Below are 22,369 nucleotides of genomic sequence, written 5' to 3'. Positions count from 1 at the left end.
GCCTAAGATAGCCGCTCGAACCGGGAAGAGAAGATGGCAGCGAAAAACTCCAACACCCCCCCGAGCCGCCGGATGCGCGGCTTCGAGCCGGCCTTCGGGCTGATGCGCGAGCAATTGCGCACGGCCGGAGAGGCGCGGGGCTTTGCGGTGACGCGCCTGTTGACCCATTGGTCCGAGGTCGTGGGCGCCGAGATCGCCGCGCAGTGCCGGCCGGTGAAGATCGGCTATGCGCGCGACGGATTCGGGGCGACGCTGACGCTGCTGACGACGGGCGCCTCGGCGCCGATCCTGCAGATGCAACTGCCCGCGATTCGCGACAAGGTGAACGCCTGCTACGGCTACAATGCGATCTCGCGGATCTCGTTGACGCAGACCGCGCCGACAGGCTTTGCCGAAGGGCAGGCGCATTTCTCTCCGGCGCCGAAACCCGAACCGCCCGCACCCGATCCGGCCACCCGCGCTGAGGCGCAGGCCGTGGCCGAAGGCTGCACGGATGCCGGGCTCAAGGCCGCGCTTGAACAGCTGGCCGAAAACGTCTTATCGAAACATGCGAAAAGTGCCGCGAACCGAAAGGCCTGACCTATGAGCAACTCGAAAACCTTCCTCTTTGGCGGTATAGCCCTTGCCGCGGTGGCGGCTGTCGGCCTGATGCTGACCCAGCGCGCGCCCGAGGCGACCACCTCGGTTGCCGCCGCGCTGGAAAGCGCCGTCAGCACCCCAGCCGAGGCCAGCACGGTCGAGCTTCTGCCCGATTACGTGATGGGAGAGGAAACCGCCCCGATCACCCTGATCGAGTACGCTTCCTATACCTGCCCGCATTGCGCGACCTGGCACGAAGAGGTGTTCCCGGCGCTCAAGCGCGATTACATCGACAGCGGCAAGGTGAAGTTCATCCACCGCGAGGTTTACTTCGACCGCTTCGGCCTCTTGGCCGGGCAGATCGCGCAATGTGGCGGTGCGCCGCGCTACTATGCGATGTCGGGCCTGATTTATGACTCGCAGGCCGAGTGGATCGGCGATGGCAAGCCCGAGACGATCCTTGCCAACCTGCGCAAGCTGGGGCTGAAGGCCGGGCTTTCGGATGAGCAGATCGAGGCCTGCGTCAAGGACGACGCGCGCCGCGACGCGATGGTTGCGACCTATCAGGCCAATGCCTCGAAGGACGAGATTACCGCAACGCCCTCGATGGTCATCAACGGCACCAAATACAGCAACATGAGCTATGAGGAACTGAAGAAGGTTCTCGACGGGCTGCTCTAAAGCCCGAGGCGCGAAAGCGCAGCATCCAGCGGTGCGGCATCGGCAATCCGGAGCCGCACCGGCAGCGCCAGAACCTTGGGGCGGAAGGCCTCGGGCAGGCGCGCGGCGTCCTTCTCGGTGGTCACCATCTGCGCCCCCAGAAGCCGCGCCTCATTCTCAAGCCGGGTCAGCAATTGCGGCGTGAAGGGTTGATGGTCTTCCAGCGCCTCGCCGCGCAGAACATCCGCGCCAAGCTCCCGCAATGTCTGAAAGAATTTTTCGGGATGGCCGATGCCCGCGAAGGCCAGAACGCGCAGGCCTTCCCAGTCCATCCCGGTTTGCAGCGGCTCAAGGAAGCCCTGAAGATGCGGCACGGTGATCGCCGCCCCCCAGGTTTCTGCAAAGTTTTTCTGCGCAGCGAAAGCCGGGTTTTTCTGCGGCGCGCCGGAAAAATGCTGCGCAGCATTTCCAGCAATCGACAGCAGGAAATCGGCCCGCGCAAGCCCCGCCGCGACCGGCTCGCGCAAGGGCCCCGCGGGCAGGCAAAGCCCGTTGCCAAAGCCCTTCACCGCATCGACTACGACGATCGAGAGGTCTTTGGATAGGGCGGGGTTCTGATGCCCGTCATCCAGCACGATCACCTGCGCGCCCGCCGCCACCGCCGCCTGCGCGCCCGCCGCGCGATCCTTCGACACCCAGACCGGGCAGAAGGCCGAAATCAGCAGGGGCTCGTCACCGACCTCGGCGGCGCTGTGCTGGCGCTCGATCACCTGCACCGGGCCTTGCAGCGCTCCGCCATGGCCACGGCTGACGACATGCGGCGTAACCCCGCGCGCCTGCAGATGCTGCACCAAGGCGATCACGGTGGGGGTCTTGCCGGTGCCGCCCGCGTTGATGTTGCCGACGCAGATCACCGGCACCGGCAGGCGCAGCCCGGGCTGTGCCACGCGGCGCGCGGTTGCGGTGGCATAAAGCCAACCCAGCGGTGCCAGCAGCCGCGCTTTGAGGCCCGGCGCTTTCGGGGAATTGAACCAGAACAAGGGCGCGCCCATCTCAGCCCTCCTCCGCCGCGCGGGCATCAATCACGTCAATCGCGGTTGCGACGATCTGCTCGGCAAACCCCGCCCCGCCCGAACTGACCCCCCAGGCGTTTTGCGCCAGAAGCGCGGCGCGGTCGGGCGCGATCAGGTCTGCGACCGCATCGCCAAGCTGCCCTGCATTGCGCAGCGCGCGGCTGGCGCGGGCGGCAATCAGGCGGTTGTAGGTTTCGGAATGCGGCGCATAGACCGGCCCGTGCACGAGTGCCGAGCCCAGAGCCGCCGCTTCGAGCGGATCATGCGGGGTCGCGCAGGGCCCCGACAATGTGCCTCCCATGTAGGTCATCGGGGCCAGTCGATACCACAAGCCATACTCCTGCGCATCATCGGCGATGAAGATCTGCACATCTTCGTCGGCCTCGCCTTCGAGGCTGCGCCGCGCGGTGCGCCAACCCTCGGCTTCGAGCCGGTCGGCCCAGAACGGCCCGAGCCGGTCGTCTTCGGGGGCAAGCAGCAGGAGCATCCGATGAGCATGTCGCAAGGCCTGGCGATGCGCAGCCAGCACGGTTTCCAACTCGGCCTCGGGCACGGCGGCGGCCAGCCAGACCGGGCGGGTGCGGATGCGCGCGGCAAAAGAGCTACGCTCGGCCTCGGAGCAGGTCAGCGGCTCGGCGGGGAGGGTCAGCATGCCGCCCAGCGTCAGCCGCTCGGCTGGCGCGCCCTCGGCCTGCAGGCCCTCCATCCCGTCAAGGTCGCGCGCAAAAATATGCGCAAGGCTTTCGAGCTGCCGACGCCTCTCGCGCCGCCCCAAAAGGCCGGGCCGCTCGGGTAGAGCCACCGCCTCGGCCCAGATCACCGGCACGGCAAGGCCCTCGGCAGCATCCGTTACCGAGGTGGACAGCGGCGCGCCCAGCACCAGCGCCAGATCGGGCGCATCATGGCGCAGCATGCGGGCTTGATGGATCGGCGCGGATTCGGCCTGCACCGAAATTGCCTCGTCCGCGGCCGGCAGATCCGGCACCGGCGCGCCCTGCGGCACGACAAGCGTTATCCGGACCGGCCGCGGCTGACGCAGCAGCGCCTCGAGAATCAGCCGCGCGCGCGGGGCCGCCTCGTCAGAGGACAGCACCCAGATATGGAGCGGGCGTGTGTCGGATGGGGGTGGGGGCCGCCTGGTCTCGGATCGGCCGAGAATCCCGAGGGACTTGCGCAGATCAAAGGAGAACAGGCGGGGCATCGCGACTTTCGGTCAGATCAGGATTGTTCCTGCTCTTCGTCGCGCAAGCGGTGAAGATGCGCAATGAAATACCGCATATGCGCGTTGTCGACGGTGCGCTGCGCCTCGGCTTTCCAGGCGTCATAGGCCGAAGCATAGTTCGGGAAAATCCCGACGATGTGGATATCCTCGACATTGCGGAATTCGCTGCGCTGCGGATCGACGAGCTCGCCGCCGAAGACAAGATGCAGGCGTTGGGGCGTGGCGTTGGCCATGGTCAGGCTCCCGTGAAAAGGCTGCCGGGCCCGGCTGGGCCGCGGATCGGTTTTGGTATGCGAAGGTATACATTTCTTTTTGCGCCGACGCGAGTCCGCTTTTCAAAATCCGCGCATCGCGTTATTTGCAGCACATGAGCCAGACCCTGACCGAGATTTACGACGCCCGCGTGGCCGCCGGCGAGTTGCATGCCGATGCGGCGCAGCGTGCGCTTTTGCCTTTGCTGGAAGAGGTGCGCCGCGGCGTCGAGGCGCAGCCCGCGCCCGGCCGCAAGAAGGGCGGGCTGCTGGGGCGGTTCTCGAAGCAGACGGTCGAGCCGGTGCCGGGGCTGTATCTCTGGGGCGGCGTCGGGCGTGGCAAGTCGATGCTGATGGACCTGTTCTGCGGCGCGGTCGATGCGCCCAAGCGGCGTGTCCATTTCCACGAGTTCATGCAGGAGGTGCAGGCCAAGCTGCACGAGGCGCGCAAGTCGAACGTGCGCGATGCGATCGTGCCGGTGGCCGAAGAGGTCGCGGGCTCGGTGCGGCTGTTGTGCTTCGACGAGATGCAGATCACCGATATCGCCGATGCGATGATCGTGGGGCGGTTGTTTGAGATCCTGTTCGAGCGCGGCGTGACCGTGGTCACGACCTCGAACCGGGTGCCGACGGACCTGTACAAGAACGGGCTGAACCGTCAGCTGTTCCTGCCCTTCATCGACATCCTGACCGAGCGGTTGCAGGTGCGCGAGATCATCTCGGAAACCGACTACCGGCAGAACCGGCTTGAGGGCGCGCAGGTCTATTTCACCCCGGCCGGGCGCGATGCGCATCGTGCGATGAACCAGCTCTGGGATGAGCTGACCGGGCATGATGAAGCCTCGAGACTGGTGCTGACGATCAAGAAGCGCGAGGTGGTGATTCCGCATTTCCACAACGGGGTCGGGCGGGCCTCGTTCTGGGATCTGTGCGGGCAGATGCTGGGCGCGGGCGACTACCTTGTCATTGCCGAGGCGATGCGGGTGCTGATGATCGACGATATTCCGCTGCTCTCGGCCACGAATTTCAACGAGGCCAAGCGCTTCGTTACCCTGATCGACGCGCTTTACGAGGCGCGCGTGCGGCTGATCTGTTCGGCGGCCGACATCCCCGAACGGCTGTACATCGAGGGCGAGGGCAGCTTTGAGTTCGAGCGCACCGCAAGCCGCCTGCGCGAGATGCAAAGCCTCGACTGGGCAAACGAAGATTAACCGTTCTCGCGCAGAATCTGCCCGGCAAGATACAGAGATCCGCAAATCAGAATCCGAGCCTGCGGCTGGCGCGCGGTGATCGCACGGATTGCCGCGTCGACGGTTTCGGCCTGCGCCGTCCGGGCAAACCCCGCCTTGCGCGCGGCGGCTTCGGTCTCCTCGGCGGGCAGCGTGTTCGGCTCACCGGGGATCGCCACCGCCGTCAGGCTTTCCGCCTGCGCGGTCAGCGGGCGCATGTAGCCGGTCACATCCTTGGTGTTGAGCATCCCGCAGATCAGATGCGTGGGCTTGGGCGCCATGCGTGACAGCGTCTCGGCCACGGCAATGCCGCCCGCCGGGTTGTGCCCGCCATCAAGCCAGAGCTCGGCCGCGCCGGCGGCAAAGACTAAGGGGCCACGGCGCAGGCGCTGCATCCGCGCGGGCCATTCGGCGCGGGTCACGGCCGCCTCGCAGGCCGCCTCATCCGCGCCCAGAAGCCGCAGCGCCGCGATCGCCGCGCCTGCATTGAGGATCTGATACGGCCCCGGAAGGTTTGGCAGCGGCAGGTCCAGCAACCCGGTTTCATCCTGAAAAATCAGCCGCCCACGCTCTTCCCAGACCTGCCAGTGCTGGCCGTAGATATGCAAGGGGGCGCCGAGCCGGGCCGCGCGTGCCTCGATCACTTCGAGCGCGTCTTCCTCCTGCGGGCCGACGATGACCGGCACGCCGCGCTTGATGATCCCGGCCTTTTCGCCGGCGATCTCTGGCAGGGTTTCGCCCAGGAACTGGGTGTGGTCGATCGAGACCGGGGTGATGATGCAGAGTTTCGGCGCCGCGATCACATTGGTCGCATCAAGCCGCCCGCCGAGGCCCACTTCGAGCAAGGTGTAATCGGCGGGGGTGCGCGAAAACGCCAGAAACGCCGCCGCCGTGGTGATTTCGAAGAAGGTGATCGGCTGGCCGCTATTCGCCGCCTCGCATTCATCCAGAAGCGCCGAGAGGGCGGGTTCGGAGATCAGCGTGCCGGCGAGGCGGATGCGTTCGTGAAACCGCGCGAGATGCGGCGAGGTATAGGCATGGACGCTTTTGCCCATCGCCTCGAGGCCCGCGCGGATCATCGCCTGGGTCGAGCCCTTGCCATTGGTGCCGGCGATATGGATCGCGGGCGGGATGTGCGCCTCGGGGTGGTCGAGCGTGGCCAGAAGCCGTTCGAGCCGGTCGAGGGTGAGGTCGATCACCTTCGGATGCAGCCCCATCAGGCGGGCGAGGATCGTGTCGGAGTTGTCAGTCATGGTGGAGCCTTCGCGACGCGCGGCCGGGGGCGCTGCCCCCGGACCCCCGGAGTATTTGCGGCTCGATGAAGATCACTTGGCCTTGGCGGCAGCGTCCTCTTCGGCGGGCTTGGGCAGGTCGCCTGCGACGGCCGGCGGCAGCTTCATCATCATGCGCAGGATGGTGATAAGCTCTTCGCGCAGTTTCTTGCGATGGGTCACGCGGTCGAGCATGCCGTGGTCGAGCAGGTACTCGGCGCGCTGGAACCCCTCGGGGAGTTTCTCGCGGATGGTCTGTTCGATGACGCGCGGGCCGGCGAAGCAGATCAGCGCGTTGGGTTCGGCGATCTGCACATCGCCCAACATCGCGTAAGACGCGGTCACGCCGCCCGTGGTCGGGTGGGTGAGCACGACGATGTAGGGCAGGTTCGCCTCGCGCAGCATTTCCACGGCGACGGTGGTGCGCGGCATCTGCATCAGGCTCAGGATGCCTTCCTGCATCCGCGCGCCGCCTGCGGCCGAGAACAGGATCAGCGGGCGTTTCAGTTTCACGGCGCGTTCGGCGGCGGCGACGATCGCATTGCCGACATACATGCCCATCGAGCCGCCCATGAACGAGAAATCCTGCCCGGCGGCAACCACGGGCGTGCGCCCGATCTCACCCTCGGCGACCAGCATCGCCTCTTTCTCACCGGTGGATTTCTGCGCCGACTTCATCCGGTCGGGATATTTCTTCTGGTCGCGGAAATGCAGCGGGTCGGTGATCGGATCGGGGACCTTGACCTCGGAGAAGATGCCGCCGTCGAAAAGCGCCTCGAAGCGTTTGCGCGGCGTGATCGCCATGTGGTGATCGCAATTCGTGCAGACATTGAGATTGTCGGCCAGCTCGCGGTGGAACAGCATCGACCCGCATTCGGGGCATTTCGTCCAGAGGTTCTCGGGCGTGTCACGGCGCGAAAACAGCGAGTTGATCTTTGGGCGGACGTAGTTCGAGATCCAGTTCATCGGCCTCAAGCCCCTTGCGCTCTGCGTTTGACGTTGCGTTCAGATAAGCCCGGTGGACGGGAATTGCAATCAGACGCGCAGGACAAGCCGCGCGATCAGCCACGAGACTAGCATTGAGAGCAGGTCGGTGGCCAGATAGGGGAGCACCTGCGAGAAGTCGCGGGTGTTGATGACCAGCGTGAAAAGCGCCAGCCCGTCGAGCGTGCCGTAAAGCCCCACCAGCACCATCCCTGAGAGATTGATCACGAAATGAAAGGCCAGTGCCGCGCCAAGGTTGCCGGTGCGCGCGGTCAGGTCGGCGGCGAGACAGCCGAAGATCATCGCCCAGATCGCCGGATAAATCGCATTGCCCCCGAAATCCGCCGGATTGAAATGCAGCACACCGAATAGGATCGAGGGCGCCAGCATCCAGACTGTTGGGTGGCGTGACCGGGCGCCGAGCTGTTGCAGCAGATAGCCGCGAAACACCATTTCCTCGGCGGTGACCTGCAGCATCAGGAAGCCCAGCAGTACCGGAAACCAGGCCAGAACCGTTGCAAGCGGCGTGCTGCGGCCCACATCCGGGTTCAGCAGCGCCAGTGGAAACAGCGCCAGCTGAAACGCCACCAGCGGCACGAGTACGCGCAGGAAATCCCGCGTCCAGCCCTGCCCGAACAGTGTGCGATAGTTGCGCTGATGCAGCCAGCGCAACACGAAGCTGGTGGCCATCGCCAGTGGCGCGAAGGTCGACAACAGCATGATCAGCCCTTCGGGGGTGCTGCCGGTGGCGATCTTGCGCAGGATGCCGAGGAACTGCATTGGCGAGACGACTTGTGCCACCAGCATCAGGGCAAGCCAGGTGCCGCCGAAGTAGAGCGCCGCGATTGCAACGACACCCAAGGCGCTGCGCCAGTATTCGGCACGCGCCCTCGCGGGCCGGACAAAAAGGTCGAGGAGCCGATACTGCACCCGGTAAGCCTCGCAAGTTGCTGATCCTTCCTAGCCGTCGCCCACGAATGCGACAAGCGGCTTTACTTCGGCGGAAGGCTGGCGGAAGAAAGGTGCCTAGCCTGCGGTGCCCGATGTTCGAAACCTCTCTCGACCTTGCCCTGATCCTGATCGGCACCGCTTTCGTGGCCGGTTTCGTCGATTCGATCGCGGGTGGCGGCGGTTTGATTACCCTGCCGGTTCTGCTGCTGGCAGGGGCCACGCCCTTGCAGGCGCTGTCGACGAATAAGGTGCAGGGGTGTTTCGGCGCGGCGACGGCGGCGCTGTCCTATGCGGCCTCGGGGCATGTGAACCTGCGCGGGCAGATCAAGGCGGCGTTCCTGTCCGGAGGCGCGGGCTTGCTGGGCGCGCTTTTGGTGTCGCGGATTCCGACCGAAGGGTTGCGGTTTGCGCTGCCGGTGATCCTGATCGCGATCGCGGGGTTCTTTGCGCTGCGCAAGGGGCTCGATGACACCGACCGCGCCGAGCGGATCACCCCCACCGCCTTCACCGCCTTTGTCGTGCCGCTGATCGGGTTTTACGACGGGCTGGTGGGGCCGGGCACGGGGGCGTTCTTCATGATCGGCTTCGTGTCGCTGGCGGGTTACGGGGTGCTCAAGGCCACGGCGCATACCAAGATGCTGAACTTCGCCTCGAACGTCGGCGGGCTGATCGGCTTTGCTGCGGTTGGCGCGCCCTGGTGGATCACCGGGCTCGCGATGGGCGTCGCGCAGGTGGCGGGCGCGCGACTGGGCGCGCGGCTTGCGATGCGGGTGGGCGCGCGGCTGATCAAGCCGCTGCTGGTTGTCAGTTCCTCGGCGCTGGCGCTCAAGCTGATCTGGCAGATGCTTTAGGCAAACCCCGGCGCCAGCCGCATCTCGCCGGTGACCAGACCACGCCAGTTTTTCTGCACCGAGGGCAGGCGCTTTTCCACCGCCGGATCGGCGCGTTCCAAGAGCCCGCAGCGCACCAGAAGCGCTGCGATCGCCGCTTCCGAGGCGCGGGTGCCGCCATCCACGATCTTCAGCGCAATGCCCCGTTTTTGCTCGGGAATAATCGCGATGAACACGGCTTCGGCGCCGGTTTTCACCGCCGCGCGGCCCTTGCAGGCGGCCATCAGCTCGGTGCAGGCGCGGCCCTTGCCCGCGACCAGCTCGGGGAAGGCGGCCATGGCGCGGGTCAGGCGCGCGGCGGCGGCCTCGCGGGCAGAACCCTCGGGGTTGGCGGCGGCAAAGAACTGCATCGCGCGCGCCAGACCCGCCACCGAACAGGCGAAATTCGGCGCCGAGCAGCCGTCGATCCCCCAATGCGGCGAGGTTTCCTGCACGACCTCCTCGAAGGCGGCCTTGACCGCGCGCTGAACGGGGTGATCGAGCTCGACATATTCCGAGCCGCCGCCGATATGCCGGTTCAGCGTCAGGAAGCCCGCGTGCTTGCCCGAGCAGTTGTTATGCAACTGGCAGGGCGCCGCCTCGGAGCAGGTCAGGCGTTTGTTCTCGTCCTTGTCCCAGGGCATGTGGATGCCGCAGCGCAGGTCACCCTCGGCCAGCCCCAGATCCGAGAGCCAGGAAGCCACGCCCGAGACATGCGCGGCCCCGCCCGAATGGCTTGCGCAGGCCAGCGCCAGTTGCCGGTCGCTCAGCCCTGCCGCCGCGGCCGCGCCGCTTTCCACCAGCGGCAGCGCCTGCATCATCTTGCACGACGAGCGCGGAAAGATCACCGCCTCAGGGTCGCCCCAGGCCGCCTCGATCCCGCCCGGCCCCCAGATCACCGCATGCCCGGCATGGACCGATTCCAGCATTCCGCCGCGCCACAACTCGATCATCGGCATTGCTGACATGGGCGTTCTCCTGTTCGGGATGTGGCGAATTTCCGCCGGAGGGGCTTTCCCAATCCGGCACATTTGCGTTATCACCGACATATCGAGTTGAAATCGCATCCGCCATTGGAAAAAAGGGACATCAACCCCGCAAGGCGGGGCAGAGGTATCTGGCAGCTGGAGGCTGTGATCATGAAGAAAATCACCCGGAACGGTGTGGCGGCTCTTACCATGGCGGGCGTGATGCTGGGCGCAGTGGCGTCGGGCGCCAGCGCGCAGGAAAGCTCCAACCGCATCGCCACCGAAACCGACTGGAGCGTCTTCGTCGACGGCACCCCGCCGGAATGCTGGGTGGTCTCGGCGCCGAAGAAGACGATCAACACCAAGGGCGGTCAGCCCGTCGAGGTGCGCCGTGGCGACATCCGCCTGTTCGTGACCTATCGCAAGGGCCAGTCGGCCGGCGAGGTCTCGTTTGCCGGCGGCTATCCCTTCGCCAAGGACTCCACCGTGGACCTGATGGTCGGCGACACCAAATTCGCGCTGTTCACCGATGGCGAGGGCGCCTGGGCGGGCTCGGGCGACGAAGATGCCAAGATCATCGCGGCGCTGAAGGCCGGTGCCGATGTGCGCGTTCTCGGCCAGTCCGGGCGCGGCACCAAGACCGAAGACCAGTTCTCGCTGATCGGCTTCACCGCCGCCACCGAGCAGGCCGCCAAGCGCTGCCAGTAACACTGCGCCGCAGAACGTGATCCCGAAGGGCCCCGCGGACGCCGGGGCCTTTTCGCTTTTTTCTACCCCGCCGCGCGCGAATCCCTTATAGGAGCGGCTCATTCCAAGGAATTGCCGCCATGACTGACGCAACTGCACCGATCACGCAGGACGTGCTGACGATCCCGCGCAAGCTGCCCGAGGGCGGCCAGATGAACCTCGTGGGCCTCACCCGCGAGCAATTGCGCGATGCCCTGATCGCGGCGGGCACGCCCGAGAAGCAGGCCAAGATGCGCGTCGGTCAGATCTGGCAGTGGATCTATCACTGGGGTGTGCGCGACTTTGCCGAGATGACCAATCTCGCCAAGGACTATCGCACCCTCCTAGCCGAGAAATTTGTGATCGAGATCCCCGAGATCGTCACCCGGCAGGTCTCGATGGACGGGACCCGCAAATACCTTCTGCGCATCGCCGGCGGCCACGAGGTCGAGGTCGTTTATATCCCCGAGGAAAACCGCGGCACGCTGTGCATTTCCTCGCAGGTGGGCTGCACGCTGACCTGTTCGTTCTGCCATACCGGGACGCAGAAACTGGTGCGCAACCTGACCGCCGCCGAGATCGTGGGGCAGGTCATGGTGGCGCGCGACGACCTGAACGAATGGCCGGTGCCGGGCGCGCCCAAGGACGAGACGCGGCTAGTCTCGAACGTCGTGCTGATGGGCATGGGCGAGCCGCTCTACAATTTCGACAATGTCCGCGACGCGATGAAAGTGGTGATGGATGGCGAGGGCATCAGCCTTTCGCGCCGCCGTATCACGCTGTCGACCTCAGGTATCGTGCCGGAGATTGCCAAGACCGCCGAGGAGATCGGCTGCCTGCTGGCGATCAGCTTCCACGCCACCACCGACGAGGTGCGCGACCGCCTCGTGCCGGTGAACAAGAAATGGAACATCGAGACGCTCCTGAATGCGCTGCGCGATTACCCGCGGCTGTCGAACTCCGAGCGGATCACCTTTGAATACGTGATGCTGAAGGGCGTGAACGACAGCGACGCGGACGCCAAGCGGCTGGTCAAGCTGATCCGCGGCATCCCGGCCAAGATCAACCTGATCCCGTTCAACGAATGGCCTGGCGCGCCCTATGAACGCTCGGACTGGGAGCGGATCGAGGCCTTCGCCGACATCATCTACAAAGCCGGCTACGCCAGCCCGATCCGCACCCCGCGCGGCGAAGACATCATGGCCGCTTGTGGCCAGCTGAAATCCGCGACCGAACGCGCCCGCAAGTCGCGCGCCGAGATCCAGGCGGAAACCGGGCTCTGAGCTTCCCGGCCGCATCGCGGCGGTATGCGGGTTTGCGTATTTGGGGCCAAGAAGAAGCTGGGTTTCTTCTTGGCTGAAATACGCATCCTGCCCGGGTCGGAGACGCGCGGCTGGGCCCGTCAGGCGCAGCCGTAATCCCAGGCCTCGATGATCGCCACGGCTTCTTCGGCGGTTTCCACGAAGGTGATCAGGTCCAGATCCTCGGGCGAGATCGTGCCCGCCTCGGCAAGCCGCTCCCAGTTGATGATCTCGTTCCAGAAGGCCTTGCCGAAGAGCAGGAAGGGAATGCTGCGCATCCGGTGCGTCTGAATCAGCGTCAGGCTCTCGAACATCTCGTCGAGCGTGCCGAAACCGCCCGGAAAGATCGCCACGGCCTTCGCGCGCATCAGGAAATGCATCTTGCGGATCGCGAAATAGTGGAAGTTGAACGACAGGTCCGGCGTTACGTAATGGTTCGGCGCCTGTTCATGCGGCAGCACGATATTGAGCCCGATCGACTGCCCGCCCGCCTCATGGGCGCCGCGGTTGCCTGCCTCCATCACGCCCGGGCCGCCGCCGGTGCAGATCACGTATTCGCGCCCGTAGCTTTTCATCGAATGCTCGGTCATGATCCGGGCGAATTTGCGCGCCTCGTCGTAGTAATGCGACAGTTCGGCGAGGTAAGTCGTTTTCGCGCTGTCCTTTTTTGCGGGTTCGGGGATGCGCGCGCCGCCGAACATCACCACCGTGCTCTCGATGCCGCGCTCGTCCATGATCAGCTGAGGTTTCAGCAGCTCAAGCTGCAACCGCACCGGGCGCAACTCTTCGCGCATCATGAAATCGACATCGGTGAAGGCGAGCCGATAGGCGGGCGCGCGCGTCTGTGGGGTGTCGGGAATGCGGTCGGCCGCCTCTGCGTCGGTCACCGAATCCCGGAACGGGTGGCTGCGTCCATCGTCTTTCATGCGTCGTCCTGCTCATTGCGCCAAAGCCTGCTTCCAACTATAGGCTTGGGCCAAGGAAAGAAAACCACCGCAAAGAGGAAACGCCATGTCGAATGCCGCGCTGGAAGCCGCCATCGAAGCCGCCTGGGAGGCGCGCGACACGATCACCCCGAGCACGCGTGGCGAAGCCCGCGATGCGATCGAGGCCACGCTGGAGGCGCTGGACAAGGGCGCGCTGCGCGTCGCCGAGCGTCGCGAGAACGGCGACTGGCACGTGAACCAATGGGCCAAGAAGGCGGTTCTTCTGGGCTTCCGCATCAAGGACATGGAAATCCAGGACGGCGGCCCGCAGGGTTCCGGCTGGTGGGACAAGGTCGACAGCAAGTTCAAGGGCTGGACCGAAGCCGAGTGGAAAGCCGCGGGCTTCCGCGCGGTGCCGAACTGCGTCGTGCGCCGCTCGGCCTATATCGCCAAGGGCGTGGTGCTGATGCCGTCCTTCGTGAACCTCGGCGCCTTCGTCGATGAAGGCACGATGGTCGACACCTGGGCGACCGTTGGCTCCTGCGCGCAGATCGGCAAGAACGTGCACCTTTCGGGCGGCGTCGGCATTGGCGGCGTTCTGGAACCGATGCAGGCGGGCCCGACCATTATCGAGGATAACTGCTTTATCGGCGCGCGCTCCGAGGTGGTCGAGGGCTGCATCATCCGTGAAGGCTCGGTGCTGGGCATGGGCGTCTACATCGGCAAATCGACCAAGATCGTCGACCGCGAGACCGGCGAAGTGATGTATGGCGAAGTGCCGCCCTATTCGGTCGTCGTTTCGGGCTCGATGCCTTCGAAGAACGGCATCAACCTCTATTGCGCGGTGATCGTGAAGCGCGTCGATGCGCAGACCCGCTCGAAGACCGGCATCAACGAGCTGCTGCGCGACTGATCCGCGCAACCCCGGACATCAAAGCGGCCCGCCGATCTGGCGGGCCGTTTGCATTCAGTCGCAGAACACCCAAAGGAAGCAGCTTTGCGCAAGCTGCACCTCGGTGACGAAGGGCTCGCCCAGCTCGGGCGCCTGATCGAGCAGCGCGATCACCGGAATCACCCGGCTTGCCGTCTTGCCATCCTCCGAGATCACGCCCGTGCTCGAGGTGATCTTGTATCCGGTGACGTTGAAGCTCAGCGAGTGGCCCGCCATCGCGGCGCGCACCATGTCCTCCATGCCGCCCAGATCGTCGGGTTTCTGGCCGTTGGACTTGAGCATCTCGGTGAAATCGAAGCTGACGCGCAGGTGGTTGTCGTCGATGCGCTCGATGCTGGCGGCCTCGGTTGGGTCCAGCTCGGATTTGCCCGAGACCTTACCGCCCTCGTCCAGCACCACCGCGATTTCGCGCTGATCGTGCATCGTGCAGTGATAGGCCGACTTGGTGAGGCTCGACTCGCCGCCCGGGCAGGCGTTTTCCGCCTTTTTCCCCATCATGTCGTAAAGCTGGCGCGACAGCGACAGTTCGGCCGTGGTCTGCACGGTCTCGCCATCCGAGAAATCCAGCGTCACATCGGCGTCGATGCAGGCCCCGAGGGCGAGGCAGGCGAAGAGGGGGGCAAAACGGCGCATGGGTTACTCCTTGAACGGGTCGGCGCGACCCTTGCAAAGATCCGCCCTTGACACAACCGCGATTGCGGGCGACGCCAAGGGCGCGCAACGCGGAGGCCGCCATGACCGAGAAGCCCAAGAAGGAAAAACGCCCTCAGCAGGTTTTCACCCTGCTGATCGAGGTTGGTCGGCATGAAAATGACGGTCTGCCCAAGGGCGCGACCGGCGCGGGTCTGCTGTGCTATGCCTCGGGCGTGGATGAGGCCGAGGCCGTGCGCGAAACCGTTGCGATCCTCAAGCAGGCCGACCTCGCGCCGCTCGATGTGACCGGCTACGGCACCGCCGAGGAGCGCATCAAGCAAGGCCACGAGATCAACGAGGAAGAACGCGCCCTGATGCAGCGCGCGCTGGACGAGAACTCGGTCGTGGTGGCGCAGATGACGCCGTTCTACGACAACAGCTCGCGCGCGGACTGACGCGCGGGGTTTCGCCGGGCCTCAAGGCTGTGTTTGCCGGGCTTCGGGCGGCTTGCTACACTCGTGCAAAACAGTGAGTGGTACGAGCAGGTCATGAAACGCGCATCCCAAATCTTTTTCGCCTCGATTCTGGGGCTGTCGACGCTGGCCGCCTGTGTCAGCCCCGGCCCAACCTCTTCGAGCCCGCTGACGCGAGGTGCCAACATGCCCGAGGCGATCCCCCCCGTCGATGCCGCCACGCAGGCGCGCTTCCTGTCCTGGGTCGATGGGTTCCGCCCCCGCGCGCTTGCCGCCGGGATCTCGGAGCGCACCTGGGCGCGGGCCACGGCGGATATTCGCTACAACCCGCGCGTTGTGGAGAGCGACCGCAATCAGGCCGAGTTCACCAAGAAGCTTTGGCAATATCTTGAAGGGGCGGTCTCGGACCGGCGCATCCGCGAAGGCCGCGCGGCGCTGGCGCAGAATGCTGCGGTGCTGAATGCGATCGAGAAACGCTATGGCGTGGAAAAAGAGGTCGTTGTCGCGATCTGGGGCATGGAATCGAACTACGGCGCCAAGCGCGGCAATGTGCTGATCGTGCCGGCGCTGGCGACGCTGGCCTATGACGGGCGGCGCGGCGAATTCTTCGGCAAGCAGCTGATCGCGGCGCTGAAGATCCTGCAGGCGGGCGATATTGATCCCTCGCATATGACCGGATCGTGGGCGGGTGCGATGGGCCATACGCAGTTCATCCCGACCTCGTATCTCGCCTATGCGGTGGATTTCACCGGCGATGGCAAGCGCGACATCTGGTCGGATAACCCGGCCGATGCGCTGGCCTCGACCGCGGCCTACCTGGCGCGCTCTGGCTGGTCCAAGGGGCAGCCCTGGGCGGTTGAGGTCACGCTGCCCAAGGGCTTCAACGCGGGGCTTGCGGGCAAGGGCACGCGCAAATCTCCCGACCAATGGGCGGCGCTGGGCGTGCGGGCGGCCTCGGGCGGGAAAGTGCCGAATTACGGTGCGGCCTCGATCCTGCTGCCTGCGGGCGCGGGCGGTCCGGCGCTGATGATCTTTGGCAATTTCCGCGCGATCTCGCGCTATAACAATGCCGATGCCTATGTGATCGGCGTCGGGCATCTGTCGGATCGGCTGAAGGGCAAGGGGCCGTTCAAGGCCTCATGGCCGGGTGCTGGGACTGCGCTGAACGAGGCCGAGCGGATCGAGCTGCAAACGCGGCTGACGGCGCTGGGCTATGACACGGGTGGCACCGATGGCGTGGTCGGCCCGGCGACGATGGCGGCGGTCGGCGCCTATCAGCGCAGCCAGGGCCTGACCGCCGATGGCTGGCCGACGCTGGAGCTTTTGAAACGGCTGCGCTGAGGCTCAGGGCAGGGGCGAAAAGCCGATCACCGGGGCATGCAGGTGCCAAAGCCCCGCCCAGACCACGACGCCGATCACGATACGCAAGACCGGCACCCGCCCCGAGGGCCGCCAGCGCCCGGAGATCAGTGCTTGGCCCGGCCAGGTGCTGGTGCGCGCGGCCAGCCGGTCGAACTCGGCGGGCCCCCAGTCGCGGCGCTTGCGGGCCTCCATCGCGCGCATGCCCGCGAGCGAAAACACCAGGAACACTCCGAACAGGATCACATGCGCCAGATCGCCATTCGCGATCAGATGCGCCCCGGACCACAGCGCCAGCGCCCACAAGAGCGGCTGGCGCACCAGCCCGGCAAAGCCCGGATGCGCAGGGTCGAACCCGGAGGCACGGCCCTCAAAAGCAAAGGGGTTGGGCGCGCCGACCCCCAGCGCCCCCATCATCACGACGATGGGCATCACAAGGTTCAGCAGCCAGCGGCTCCAGCCCGGCTGCGGCCAGAGTTCAACGTAAGGCGCGCGCCCGGCGGCAAAGATCACCCAGAACAGCAAGGCCGTTGAAATCGTGCTGAAGGCCACGATCCACCCGGTGGTGCCGATCTTTTCGATAATCGCCTGTTTCAGCCGCTTGCGTGAGGGAACGGCGTGCAATGCCATGAACACCACGCCCGCAAATACGAATTCCGTCCAGCCGCCCATAGGTCTCTCCTTGCGCTCGCCACCATAGCGAGGTTTGAAGGGAGGGACTTGAGATAAATCATCCCGGAGACCCCATGCCGCAGCCGCTCGACACTGTCCTCGCCGCCATCGACGCCGCCAATGCCGCTGATCCGACGCTGGAGGCGGGCCAGCCCGCCGCGCTGCTTTATGGCCAGCGCATGAGCGCCGAGCTGGCGCATCTGATCCCGGACGCTTCGGACATGTTGCAGATCGCCGCGCGCGGCCAGCATATCGAGCGCTGGACCCTGCCGCGCAGCGATTACCCGGCGGGGCGCGAGGGCTACCTGACCTGGCGCCGGGATCAGGGCCGCCGTCATGCCGAGCGCGTGGGCGAGCTGATGGCCGAGGCGGGCTATGGCCCCGAGGCGATCGAGGTCGTGGGCCGGATGCTGCGCAAGGAAGGCATCAAGCGCGATCCGCAGGTGCAGGCGCTGGAAGACGTAATCTGCTTCACCTTCATCCGCCATTACCTCGGCGATTTCGCCACCACGCAAGAGCCCGAAGCCCTGTTGCGCATCGTCGAGAAGACCGCGCGCAAGATGTCGGCCGAGGCCCGCGCCCGCGCGTTGGCCGAGTTCAAGATGCCCGAGGCTTTCGCGGCGGTGTTCTCGGCCTAGGCCTGCTTCGAGATCTGCACGGCAAGGATCCCGGCCGCGATCACCACCACGCCCACGACATCCAGCGCGCCAAGCCGTTCGCCCAGCACGGCGGCGGCGATGGCGACGCCAAAGAACGGGTTCAGGAAGTGGAAGGTCGCGGCCTTGATCGCGCCGATCCGCCCGACCAGCCGGAACCAGATCCAGGTCGCCAGCAGACCGGGCGCAAGCGTCGTGTAGGTAAAGGCCGCGATCAGGCGCGGCGACCAATGCACCACGATTTCTTCGGTCGCGGCCGAGGCGACCGCCAGCACGGCGGCGCCCACGAACATCTGCAAGCCCACGATCATCATCACATTCCCGCCCGAACTGGCGCCCCGCACCGAGAGCGTCGCGATCGTCAGCGCCAGCGCCCCGATCAGGCAAAGCGTCACGCCGAAGGCATCGACCCCGTCTGACAGGCGCGCGCCCATGATGATCGCAACCCCCGCCACGCCTGCCAGCAACCCGATCAGCCCCAAGGGGCGCACGCGGTCGCGAAACACGATCCAACCGAGCCCCGCCACCATCAGCGGCATGCTTGAGGCGATGATCGAGGCCAGCGAGGCCTCGACCGTCTGCATCGCGACGAAATTCAGCCCCAGATAAAGCGCGTTCTGGCACAGGCCAAAGATCAGCGTGGCGCGCCATTGCGCGCGGTTCAGCCGCCAGCTCTGGCCGAGCGCCAGCGCGATCGCCACGCCCAGGCCGCCCGAAATCAGGAACCGCAGCGACAGCGCGGCAAGCGGCGGCGCCTCGGCCACGATCATCCGCGCCGAGGTGAAGGCCGAAGACCAGAGCGCGGCAAAGGCGAGCCCCATCAGAATTGCGCGAAAATCCATGTTATGTCCCTTGCGGCGGAATGAAAAAGGGCCGCCCCTGCGGGCGACCCTTGCAGAAAACTCTGCTGCCGGAAAGATCAGCCGTTCACGGCGTCTTTCAGGGCTTTCGCGATGGTGACTTTCACCTGCTTGTCGGCCGGCTTGGTCATGGTCTCTCCGGTGGCCGGGTTGCGGACCTGACGCTCGGGGCGCGATTTGCAATAGACCTTGCCGACGCCCGGAAGGGTCACGGCACCGCCGGCGGCGACTTCGTTGGTCACGACAGCCGAGATCGCGTCGAGCGCGGCAGCGGCGGATTTCTTGTCGGAGCCCATCGCTTCGGCGAGCGCGGCAACGAGCTGGGTCTTGGTCATCGGTTTCGACATCGGTTTTCCTCTCTAATCGCCCCGCTGGCCGGGGTCGCTGTCGTGCGCGTAACACGTATTGGCCCGGACGTTCCACACGGTTTTGGCCTTATGCGCAAGAGTTTTTTGCACAGTCGGTCAATTCCGACGCGTCAGAGGAAAGCTGTTTCTTCGAAGCTGCGCAATTTGCGGGAATGGATGCGTTCCAGCGGCATTTCACGCAGTTTTTCCATCGCTCGGATGCCAATCTGCAGGTGATTGGCGACTTGCGTGCGGTAAAACTCGCTCGCCATGCCGGGCAGTTTTAGCTCGCCGTGCAGAGGTTTGTCGGAAACGCAAAGCAGGGTCCCGTAGGGAACACGGAATCGGAACCCGTTCGCGGCGATGGTGGCGCTCTCCATATCGAGCGCCACAGCGCGCGACTGGCTGAGCCGCTGCACCGGGCCGGACTGGTCGCGCAGCTCCCAGTTGCGGTTGTCGATGGTGGCGACGGTGCCGGTGCGCATGATGCGCTTCAGCTCGTAGCCTTCGAGCTGCGTGACCTCGGCCACCGCCTCTTGCAGCGCGATCTGGATCTCGGCCAGCGCCGGGATCGGCACCCAGATCGGCAAGTCGTCATCAAGCACGTGATCTTCGCGCAGATAGGCATGGGCCAGCACGAAATCGCCCAGCTGCTGCGTGTTGCGCAGCCCCGCGCAATGGCCGACCATCAGCCAGGCATGCGGGCGCAGCACCGCGATATGGTCGGTTGCGGTTTTCGCATTCGACGGCCCGACCCCGATATTCACCAGCGTGATCCCGTTCCCATCCGCGCGCTTGAGGTGATAGGCGGGCATCTGCGGCAGTTTCGGCAGCACCGGGATCTGCGCCTGCGGATCGGTAATCTCGTGATTGCCGGGGCTGACAAAGCCGGTATAGCCCGAGCCCGGATCGGCCAGCGCGCGGCGTGCCACGGCCTCGAACTCGTCCACATAGAACTGGTAGTTGGTGAACAGCACGTGGTTCTGGAAATGCTCGGCGGCTGTGGCGGTGTAATGCTGCAACCGCGCGAGCGAGTAATCCACGCGCTGCGCCGTAAAGGGCGCAAGGTGCAACGAACCATCCGGGTTGGCGCTCGCCATCCCGTTGACGATGTCGTCGTTCATATTCGCAAGGTCTGGCACGTCGAACACATCGCGCAGCGAGAAATCCAGCACGCCTTCCTGCGGCACGTTGATCTGGGCATGGGTGGCGAGCGCGAAATGCACCGGGATCGGCGTGCCCGAGGTGCCGATCTGCACCGGTGCGCCGTGGTTACGGATCAGGTGTTCAAGCTGCTGCGTCAGGTAGTTGCGGAACAGGTCGGGGCGTGTGACCGTTGCCGAATAGGTGCCCGGATGCGGCACATGGCCAAAGGCCAGTCGGCTGTCGGCCTTGCGATGCGAGGCGACCGAGATCCGAACCTCGGGGTAATGCGCGCGGTAACGGACGCTCGCCCGGCCGTCCTCGATGGTGCGATTGAAGCCTTCGAGCAGAAACCCGGTCTCGCGGGCGTAAATGGCTTCGAGATGGGCGACCGCCGCCGCCGCATCGGTAAATTCGACCGGTGCCTCATGGACCGGCTGCAGGAGCGAAAGCGGTTCGTTCATTCAAAGAGGTCCGTCAGTTCGAATTTCGTCACATCGACCAGCCCGAGGTCCGAGATCCGCAACTCGGGGATCACGACCAGCGCCAGCAGCGAGTGCTGCATATAGGCGTTGTTCAGCGTGCAGCCGCACTCCGCCATCGCCTCGACCATGCGCGCAGCGCGGGCGGCGACCTCGGCAGCGGGCGCGTCCGACATCAGCCCCGCGATCGGCAGCGGCACCGAGGCGATCTCGGCCCCGTCCTGCCAGACCGACACGCCGCCCCCCATCTCGCCCAGCCGGTTGGCGCAGGCGGCCATCATCTCGCGGTCGGTGCCGACGACTATCATGTGGTGGCTGTCATGGGCAACGGTCGAACCCATCGCCATCCGGCCCTTGTAGCCAAAACCCTTGACGAAACCGTTGGTCACGCCGCCGGTGCCGCGATGACGCTCGACCAGCGCGATCTGGGCGATGCCGCGGGCTTCGTCGGGCTCGACGATGCCGCTTTGGACCGACAATTCAGCGGTGAGCGCCTTGGTCGGCGCCTGGTTCTCGACCACGCCGATCACTTTGGCGGTGACGGTATTGGCGCCCTTCGGCGCGGCGATCTCGAAGTCGGGGGCCGCAAGCGTCTTGCCCAGATGCACGGTGGCGCGGGCGCTTTCGGGCCAGTCGTAATGCGGGCATTCGACCAAGAGCGTGCCGTTTTCGGCCACCACCCGCCCGCGCGCGATCACCATCTCGACTGGCAGCGCGGCGAGGTCCGAGGTCAGGATCACATCGGCGCGGCGCCCGGGCGTGATGCTGCCCAGCTCGCGTTCAAGGCCGAAATGCGTGGCGGTGTTGATCGTGCACATCTGCAGCGCCACCAAGGGTTCAGTCCCGCAGGCGACCGCGTGGCGATAGACGCGGTTCATATGCCCGTCATGCACCAGCGTGCCCGAGTGGCAATCGTCGGTGCACAGGATGAAGTTGCGCGGATCGAGCCCCTTTTCGGTGACCGCCGTGATCTGCGTTTCCACGTCATACCACGCGGACCCCAGCCGCATCATCGAGCGCATGCCCTGACGCACCCGTGCGATCGCATCGGCCTCGCAGGTGCCTTCGTGGTCGTCCGCTGGCCCGCCCGCCGCATAGGCCCGGAACGGCGCGCCCAGATCGGGCGAGGCATAATGCCCGCCGACCGTCTTATGCGCGTTCTGCACGGCGGCGATCTCGGCCAGCATCTTGGGATCGGCATGGATCACGCCGGGGAAATTCATCATCTCTCCGAGCCCGATGATGCCCGGCCAATGCATTGCCTCGGCTACATCCTCGGGGGCGATCTCAAAGCCCGTGGTCTCCAGCCCCGGCGCCGAGGGCGCGCAGGACGGCATCTGGGTAAAGATATTGACGGGCTGCATCAGCGCCTCGTCATGCATCATCCGCACGCCCGCAAGGCCGAGCACATTGGCAATTTCATGCGGGTCGGTGAACATCGTCGTGGTGCCATGCGGGATCACGGCGGCGGCGAATTCGGCGGGCGTCAGCATGCCGCTTTCGATATGCATATGCGCGTCGCAAAGCCCCGGTACCATGTAGCGCCCGTTGGCCTCGATCACCTGCGTGTCAGGGCCGATCGACGCGCTCAGGTCGGGCGCGATCGCGGCAAAGCGGCCCTCGGCGATGGCGATGTCATGGCCCGCAAGCACCTCGCGGCTATGCACATTCACCCATTTCCCGGCACGAATGACCAGATCGGCGGGCGCGCGGCCCGCGGCGACGGCAATCAAGCGCGGCGCTGCCTCGGGCCAGGATTTCACAGAATTCATATTGTCCATG

Annotated in this window: 24 protein-coding genes; 10 read left to right on the top strand and 14 right to left on the bottom strand. The window is 65.6% G+C overall.

Going from position 1 to position 22,369, the window contains the following annotated elements:
* Positions 1–33: 33 nt before the first annotated feature.
* Positions 34–579 carry a DUF721 domain-containing protein gene (locus tag CLN94_RS09385; RefSeq protein ID WP_245845166.1) on the top strand — a complete coding sequence of 182 codons (546 nt, stop codon included), beginning with the start codon at positions 34–36 and terminating at the stop codon, positions 577–579.
* Between the two features lie 3 nt (positions 580–582).
* Positions 583–1,260: a DsbA family protein gene (locus CLN94_RS09380; RefSeq protein ID WP_096433517.1), complete on the top strand. Its 678-nt coding sequence runs from the start codon at positions 583–585 to the stop codon at positions 1,258–1,260.
* On the opposite strand, the gene lpxK is transcribed toward CLN94_RS09380, so the two are convergent.
* The 3 genes from lpxK to CLN94_RS09365 form a co-directional block, all read right to left on the bottom strand.
* On the bottom strand, positions 1,257–2,291 hold the full coding sequence (lpxK, locus tag CLN94_RS09375) for a tetraacyldisaccharide 4'-kinase (protein WP_096433515.1): 1,035 nt from the start codon (positions 2,289–2,291) through the stop codon (positions 1,257–1,259). The two genes, CLN94_RS09380 and lpxK, sit on opposite strands and share 4 nt — an antisense overlap.
* A 1-nt stretch (position 2,292) precedes the next feature.
* Positions 2,293–3,405: a 3-deoxy-D-manno-octulosonic acid transferase gene (locus CLN94_RS09370; RefSeq protein ID WP_096433513.1), complete on the bottom strand. Its 1,113-nt coding sequence runs from the start codon at positions 3,403–3,405 to the stop codon at positions 2,293–2,295.
* 125 nt (positions 3,406–3,530) lie between these two features.
* On the bottom strand, positions 3,531–3,767 hold the full coding sequence (locus tag CLN94_RS09365) for a DUF4170 domain-containing protein (RefSeq protein WP_096433511.1): 237 nt from the start codon (positions 3,765–3,767) through the stop codon (positions 3,531–3,533).
* A 134-nt stretch (positions 3,768–3,901) separates the two neighbouring features.
* Here CLN94_RS09365 and zapE point away from each other — a divergent pair, with 134 nt between their 5' ends.
* Positions 3,902–4,996 carry a cell division protein ZapE gene (gene zapE, locus CLN94_RS09360; protein WP_096433509.1) on the top strand — a complete coding sequence of 365 codons (1,095 nt, stop codon included), beginning with the start codon at positions 3,902–3,904 and terminating at the stop codon, positions 4,994–4,996.
* On the opposite strand, the gene CLN94_RS09355 is transcribed toward zapE, so the two are convergent.
* The 3 genes from CLN94_RS09355 to CLN94_RS09345 all read right to left on the bottom strand — a co-directional run bounded on the left by CLN94_RS09355 (position 4,993) and on the right by CLN94_RS09345 (position 8,130).
* Positions 4,993–6,267 carry a bifunctional folylpolyglutamate synthase/dihydrofolate synthase gene (locus CLN94_RS09355; RefSeq protein WP_096433507.1) on the bottom strand — a complete coding sequence of 425 codons (1,275 nt, stop codon included), beginning with the start codon at positions 6,265–6,267 and terminating at the stop codon, positions 4,993–4,995. The genes zapE and CLN94_RS09355 overlap by 4 nt on opposite strands.
* 72 nt (positions 6,268–6,339) lie before the next feature.
* The gene (gene accD, locus CLN94_RS09350; protein WP_096433505.1) at positions 6,340–7,251 is read right to left on the bottom strand and encodes an acetyl-CoA carboxylase, carboxyltransferase subunit beta; all 912 of its coding nucleotides are present in this window, start codon (positions 7,249–7,251) and stop codon (positions 6,340–6,342) included.
* 69 nt (positions 7,252–7,320) lie between these two features.
* Positions 7,321–8,130 (bottom strand): CPBP family intramembrane glutamic endopeptidase, encoded by an 810-nt coding sequence (locus CLN94_RS09345; RefSeq protein WP_143598899.1) that lies wholly within the window; start codon positions 8,128–8,130, stop codon positions 7,321–7,323.
* 182 nt (positions 8,131–8,312) lie between these two features.
* Between CLN94_RS09345 and CLN94_RS09340 the strand changes: the two genes are divergently transcribed.
* Positions 8,313–9,071, top strand: coding sequence for a TSUP family transporter (locus tag CLN94_RS09340; protein ID WP_096433501.1), 759 nt, complete (start codon positions 8,313–8,315; stop codon positions 9,069–9,071).
* Here CLN94_RS09340 and CLN94_RS09335 read toward each other — a convergent pair.
* Positions 9,068–10,057: an asparaginase gene (locus CLN94_RS09335; protein ID WP_096433499.1), complete on the bottom strand. Its 990-nt coding sequence runs from the start codon at positions 10,055–10,057 to the stop codon at positions 9,068–9,070. The genes CLN94_RS09340 and CLN94_RS09335 overlap by 4 nt on opposite strands.
* A 171-nt stretch (positions 10,058–10,228) precedes the next feature.
* Between CLN94_RS09335 and CLN94_RS09330 the strand changes: the two genes are divergently transcribed.
* A complete protein-coding gene (locus CLN94_RS09330; RefSeq protein WP_096433497.1) occupies positions 10,229–10,765 on the top strand; it encodes an invasion associated locus B family protein in 537 nt (178 codons plus the stop codon).
* Between the two features lie 119 nt (positions 10,766–10,884).
* Positions 10,885–12,066, top strand: a complete 1,182-nt coding sequence (gene rlmN, locus CLN94_RS09325; RefSeq protein WP_096433495.1) for a dual-specificity RNA methyltransferase RlmN — start codon at positions 10,885–10,887, stop codon at positions 12,064–12,066.
* 119 nt (positions 12,067–12,185) lie between these two features.
* On the opposite strand, the gene CLN94_RS09320 is transcribed toward rlmN, so the two are convergent.
* Entirely contained in the window at positions 12,186–13,010 is an 825-nt protein-coding gene (locus tag CLN94_RS09320; protein WP_096433493.1) for an LOG family protein, read from the bottom strand.
* A gap of 85 nt (positions 13,011–13,095) precedes the next feature.
* Here CLN94_RS09320 and dapD point away from each other — a divergent pair, with 85 nt between their 5' ends.
* Positions 13,096–13,923, top strand: a complete 828-nt coding sequence (gene dapD / locus CLN94_RS09315; RefSeq protein WP_096433491.1) for a 2,3,4,5-tetrahydropyridine-2,6-dicarboxylate N-succinyltransferase — start codon at positions 13,096–13,098, stop codon at positions 13,921–13,923.
* A 54-nt stretch (positions 13,924–13,977) separates the two neighbouring features.
* Here the strand turns inward: dapD and CLN94_RS09310 are convergent, their stop codons facing one another.
* Positions 13,978–14,595, bottom strand: coding sequence for a hypothetical protein (locus CLN94_RS09310; RefSeq protein WP_096433489.1), 618 nt, complete (start codon positions 14,593–14,595; stop codon positions 13,978–13,980).
* A gap of 101 nt (positions 14,596–14,696) precedes the next feature.
* Between CLN94_RS09310 and CLN94_RS09305 the strand changes: the two genes are divergently transcribed.
* Positions 14,697–15,050 (top strand): hypothetical protein, encoded by a 354-nt coding sequence (locus tag CLN94_RS09305; protein WP_096433487.1) that lies wholly within the window; start codon positions 14,697–14,699, stop codon positions 15,048–15,050.
* Positions 15,051–15,143: 93 nt separating this feature from the next.
* Positions 15,144–16,409: a lytic murein transglycosylase gene (locus CLN94_RS09300; protein WP_096433485.1), complete on the top strand. Its 1,266-nt coding sequence runs from the start codon at positions 15,144–15,146 to the stop codon at positions 16,407–16,409.
* Positions 16,410–16,412: 3 nt separating this feature from the next.
* Here the strand turns inward: CLN94_RS09300 and CLN94_RS09295 are convergent, their stop codons facing one another.
* Positions 16,413–17,099 (bottom strand): NnrU family protein, encoded by a 687-nt coding sequence (locus CLN94_RS09295; RefSeq protein ID WP_096433483.1) that lies wholly within the window; start codon positions 17,097–17,099, stop codon positions 16,413–16,415.
* Between the two features lie 74 nt (positions 17,100–17,173).
* On the opposite strand from CLN94_RS09295, the gene CLN94_RS09290 reads away from it, so the two are divergent.
* A complete protein-coding gene (locus tag CLN94_RS09290) occupies positions 17,174–17,737 on the top strand; it encodes a DUF4202 domain-containing protein (RefSeq protein WP_096433481.1) in 564 nt (187 codons plus the stop codon).
* Here CLN94_RS09290 and CLN94_RS09285 read toward each other — a convergent pair.
* The 4 genes from CLN94_RS09285 to CLN94_RS09270 form a co-directional block, all read right to left on the bottom strand.
* Positions 17,734–18,597 carry a DMT family transporter gene (locus CLN94_RS09285; protein ID WP_096433479.1) on the bottom strand — a complete coding sequence of 288 codons (864 nt, stop codon included), beginning with the start codon at positions 18,595–18,597 and terminating at the stop codon, positions 17,734–17,736. The genes CLN94_RS09290 and CLN94_RS09285 overlap by 4 nt on opposite strands.
* A 77-nt stretch (positions 18,598–18,674) precedes the next feature.
* Entirely contained in the window at positions 18,675–18,962 is a 288-nt protein-coding gene (locus CLN94_RS09280; RefSeq protein ID WP_096433477.1) for an HU family DNA-binding protein, read from the bottom strand.
* Between the two features lie 131 nt (positions 18,963–19,093).
* A complete protein-coding gene (locus tag CLN94_RS09275) occupies positions 19,094–20,569 on the bottom strand; it encodes an AMP nucleosidase (protein WP_096433475.1) in 1,476 nt (491 codons plus the stop codon).
* Positions 20,566–22,368 carry an adenine deaminase gene (locus CLN94_RS09270; protein ID WP_179300279.1) on the bottom strand — a complete coding sequence of 601 codons (1,803 nt, stop codon included), beginning with the start codon at positions 22,366–22,368 and terminating at the stop codon, positions 20,566–20,568. Before CLN94_RS09270 ends, CLN94_RS09275 begins: the two co-directional genes overlap by 4 nt.
* Between the last annotated feature and the right edge of the window lies 1 nt (position 22,369).

It is taken from the genome of Pseudothioclava arenosa (genome assembly GCF_002358085.1).
GTDB classification, from domain to species: domain Bacteria; phylum Pseudomonadota; class Alphaproteobacteria; order Rhodobacterales; family Rhodobacteraceae; genus Pseudothioclava; species Pseudothioclava arenosa.
The sequence above is the reverse complement of the archived record's forward strand: the minus strand, read 5'-3'. Positions and strand labels throughout refer to the sequence as shown.

Excerpts from the sequence above, each read along its gene's own strand:
- CLN94_RS09385 (WP_245845166.1), top strand. The coding sequence starts at position 34 with ATGGCAGCGAAAAACTCCAACACCCCCCCGAGCCGCCGGATGCGCGGC.
- CLN94_RS09380 (WP_096433517.1), top strand. The coding sequence starts at position 583 with ATGAGCAACTCGAAAACCTTCCTCTTTGGCGGTATAGCCCTTGCCGCG.
- lpxK (WP_096433515.1), bottom strand. The coding sequence starts at position 2,291 with ATGGGCGCGCCCTTGTTCTGGTTCAATTCCCCGAAAGCGCCGGGCCTC.
- CLN94_RS09365 (WP_096433511.1), bottom strand. The coding sequence starts at position 3,767 with ATGGCCAACGCCACGCCCCAACGCCTGCATCTTGTCTTCGGCGGCGAG.
- zapE (WP_096433509.1), top strand. The coding sequence starts at position 3,902 with ATGAGCCAGACCCTGACCGAGATTTACGACGCCCGCGTGGCCGCCGGC.
- CLN94_RS09355 (WP_096433507.1), bottom strand. The coding sequence starts at position 6,267 with ATGACTGACAACTCCGACACGATCCTCGCCCGCCTGATGGGGCTGCAT.
- accD (WP_096433505.1), bottom strand. The coding sequence starts at position 7,251 with ATGAACTGGATCTCGAACTACGTCCGCCCAAAGATCAACTCGCTGTTT.
- CLN94_RS09340 (WP_096433501.1), top strand. The coding sequence starts at position 8,313 with ATGTTCGAAACCTCTCTCGACCTTGCCCTGATCCTGATCGGCACCGCT.
- CLN94_RS09335 (WP_096433499.1), bottom strand. The coding sequence starts at position 10,057 with ATGTCAGCAATGCCGATGATCGAGTTGTGGCGCGGCGGAATGCTGGAA.
- CLN94_RS09330 (WP_096433497.1), top strand. The coding sequence starts at position 10,229 with ATGAAGAAAATCACCCGGAACGGTGTGGCGGCTCTTACCATGGCGGGC.
- rlmN (WP_096433495.1), top strand. The coding sequence starts at position 10,885 with ATGACTGACGCAACTGCACCGATCACGCAGGACGTGCTGACGATCCCG.
- CLN94_RS09320 (WP_096433493.1), bottom strand. The coding sequence starts at position 13,010 with ATGAAAGACGATGGACGCAGCCACCCGTTCCGGGATTCGGTGACCGAC.
- dapD (WP_096433491.1), top strand. The coding sequence starts at position 13,096 with ATGTCGAATGCCGCGCTGGAAGCCGCCATCGAAGCCGCCTGGGAGGCG.
- CLN94_RS09310 (WP_096433489.1), bottom strand. The coding sequence starts at position 14,595 with ATGCGCCGTTTTGCCCCCCTCTTCGCCTGCCTCGCCCTCGGGGCCTGC.
- CLN94_RS09305 (WP_096433487.1), top strand. The coding sequence starts at position 14,697 with ATGACCGAGAAGCCCAAGAAGGAAAAACGCCCTCAGCAGGTTTTCACC.
- CLN94_RS09300 (WP_096433485.1), top strand. The coding sequence starts at position 15,144 with ATGAAACGCGCATCCCAAATCTTTTTCGCCTCGATTCTGGGGCTGTCG.
- CLN94_RS09295 (WP_096433483.1), bottom strand. The coding sequence starts at position 17,099 with ATGGGCGGCTGGACGGAATTCGTATTTGCGGGCGTGGTGTTCATGGCA.
- CLN94_RS09290 (WP_096433481.1), top strand. The coding sequence starts at position 17,174 with ATGCCGCAGCCGCTCGACACTGTCCTCGCCGCCATCGACGCCGCCAAT.
- CLN94_RS09285 (WP_096433479.1), bottom strand. The coding sequence starts at position 18,597 with ATGGATTTTCGCGCAATTCTGATGGGGCTCGCCTTTGCCGCGCTCTGG.
- CLN94_RS09280 (WP_096433477.1), bottom strand. The coding sequence starts at position 18,962 with ATGTCGAAACCGATGACCAAGACCCAGCTCGTTGCCGCGCTCGCCGAA.
- CLN94_RS09275 (WP_096433475.1), bottom strand. The coding sequence starts at position 20,569 with ATGAACGAACCGCTTTCGCTCCTGCAGCCGGTCCATGAGGCACCGGTC.
- CLN94_RS09270 (WP_179300279.1), bottom strand. The coding sequence starts at position 22,368 with ATGGACAATATGAATTCTGTGAAATCCTGGCCCGAGGCAGCGCCGCGC.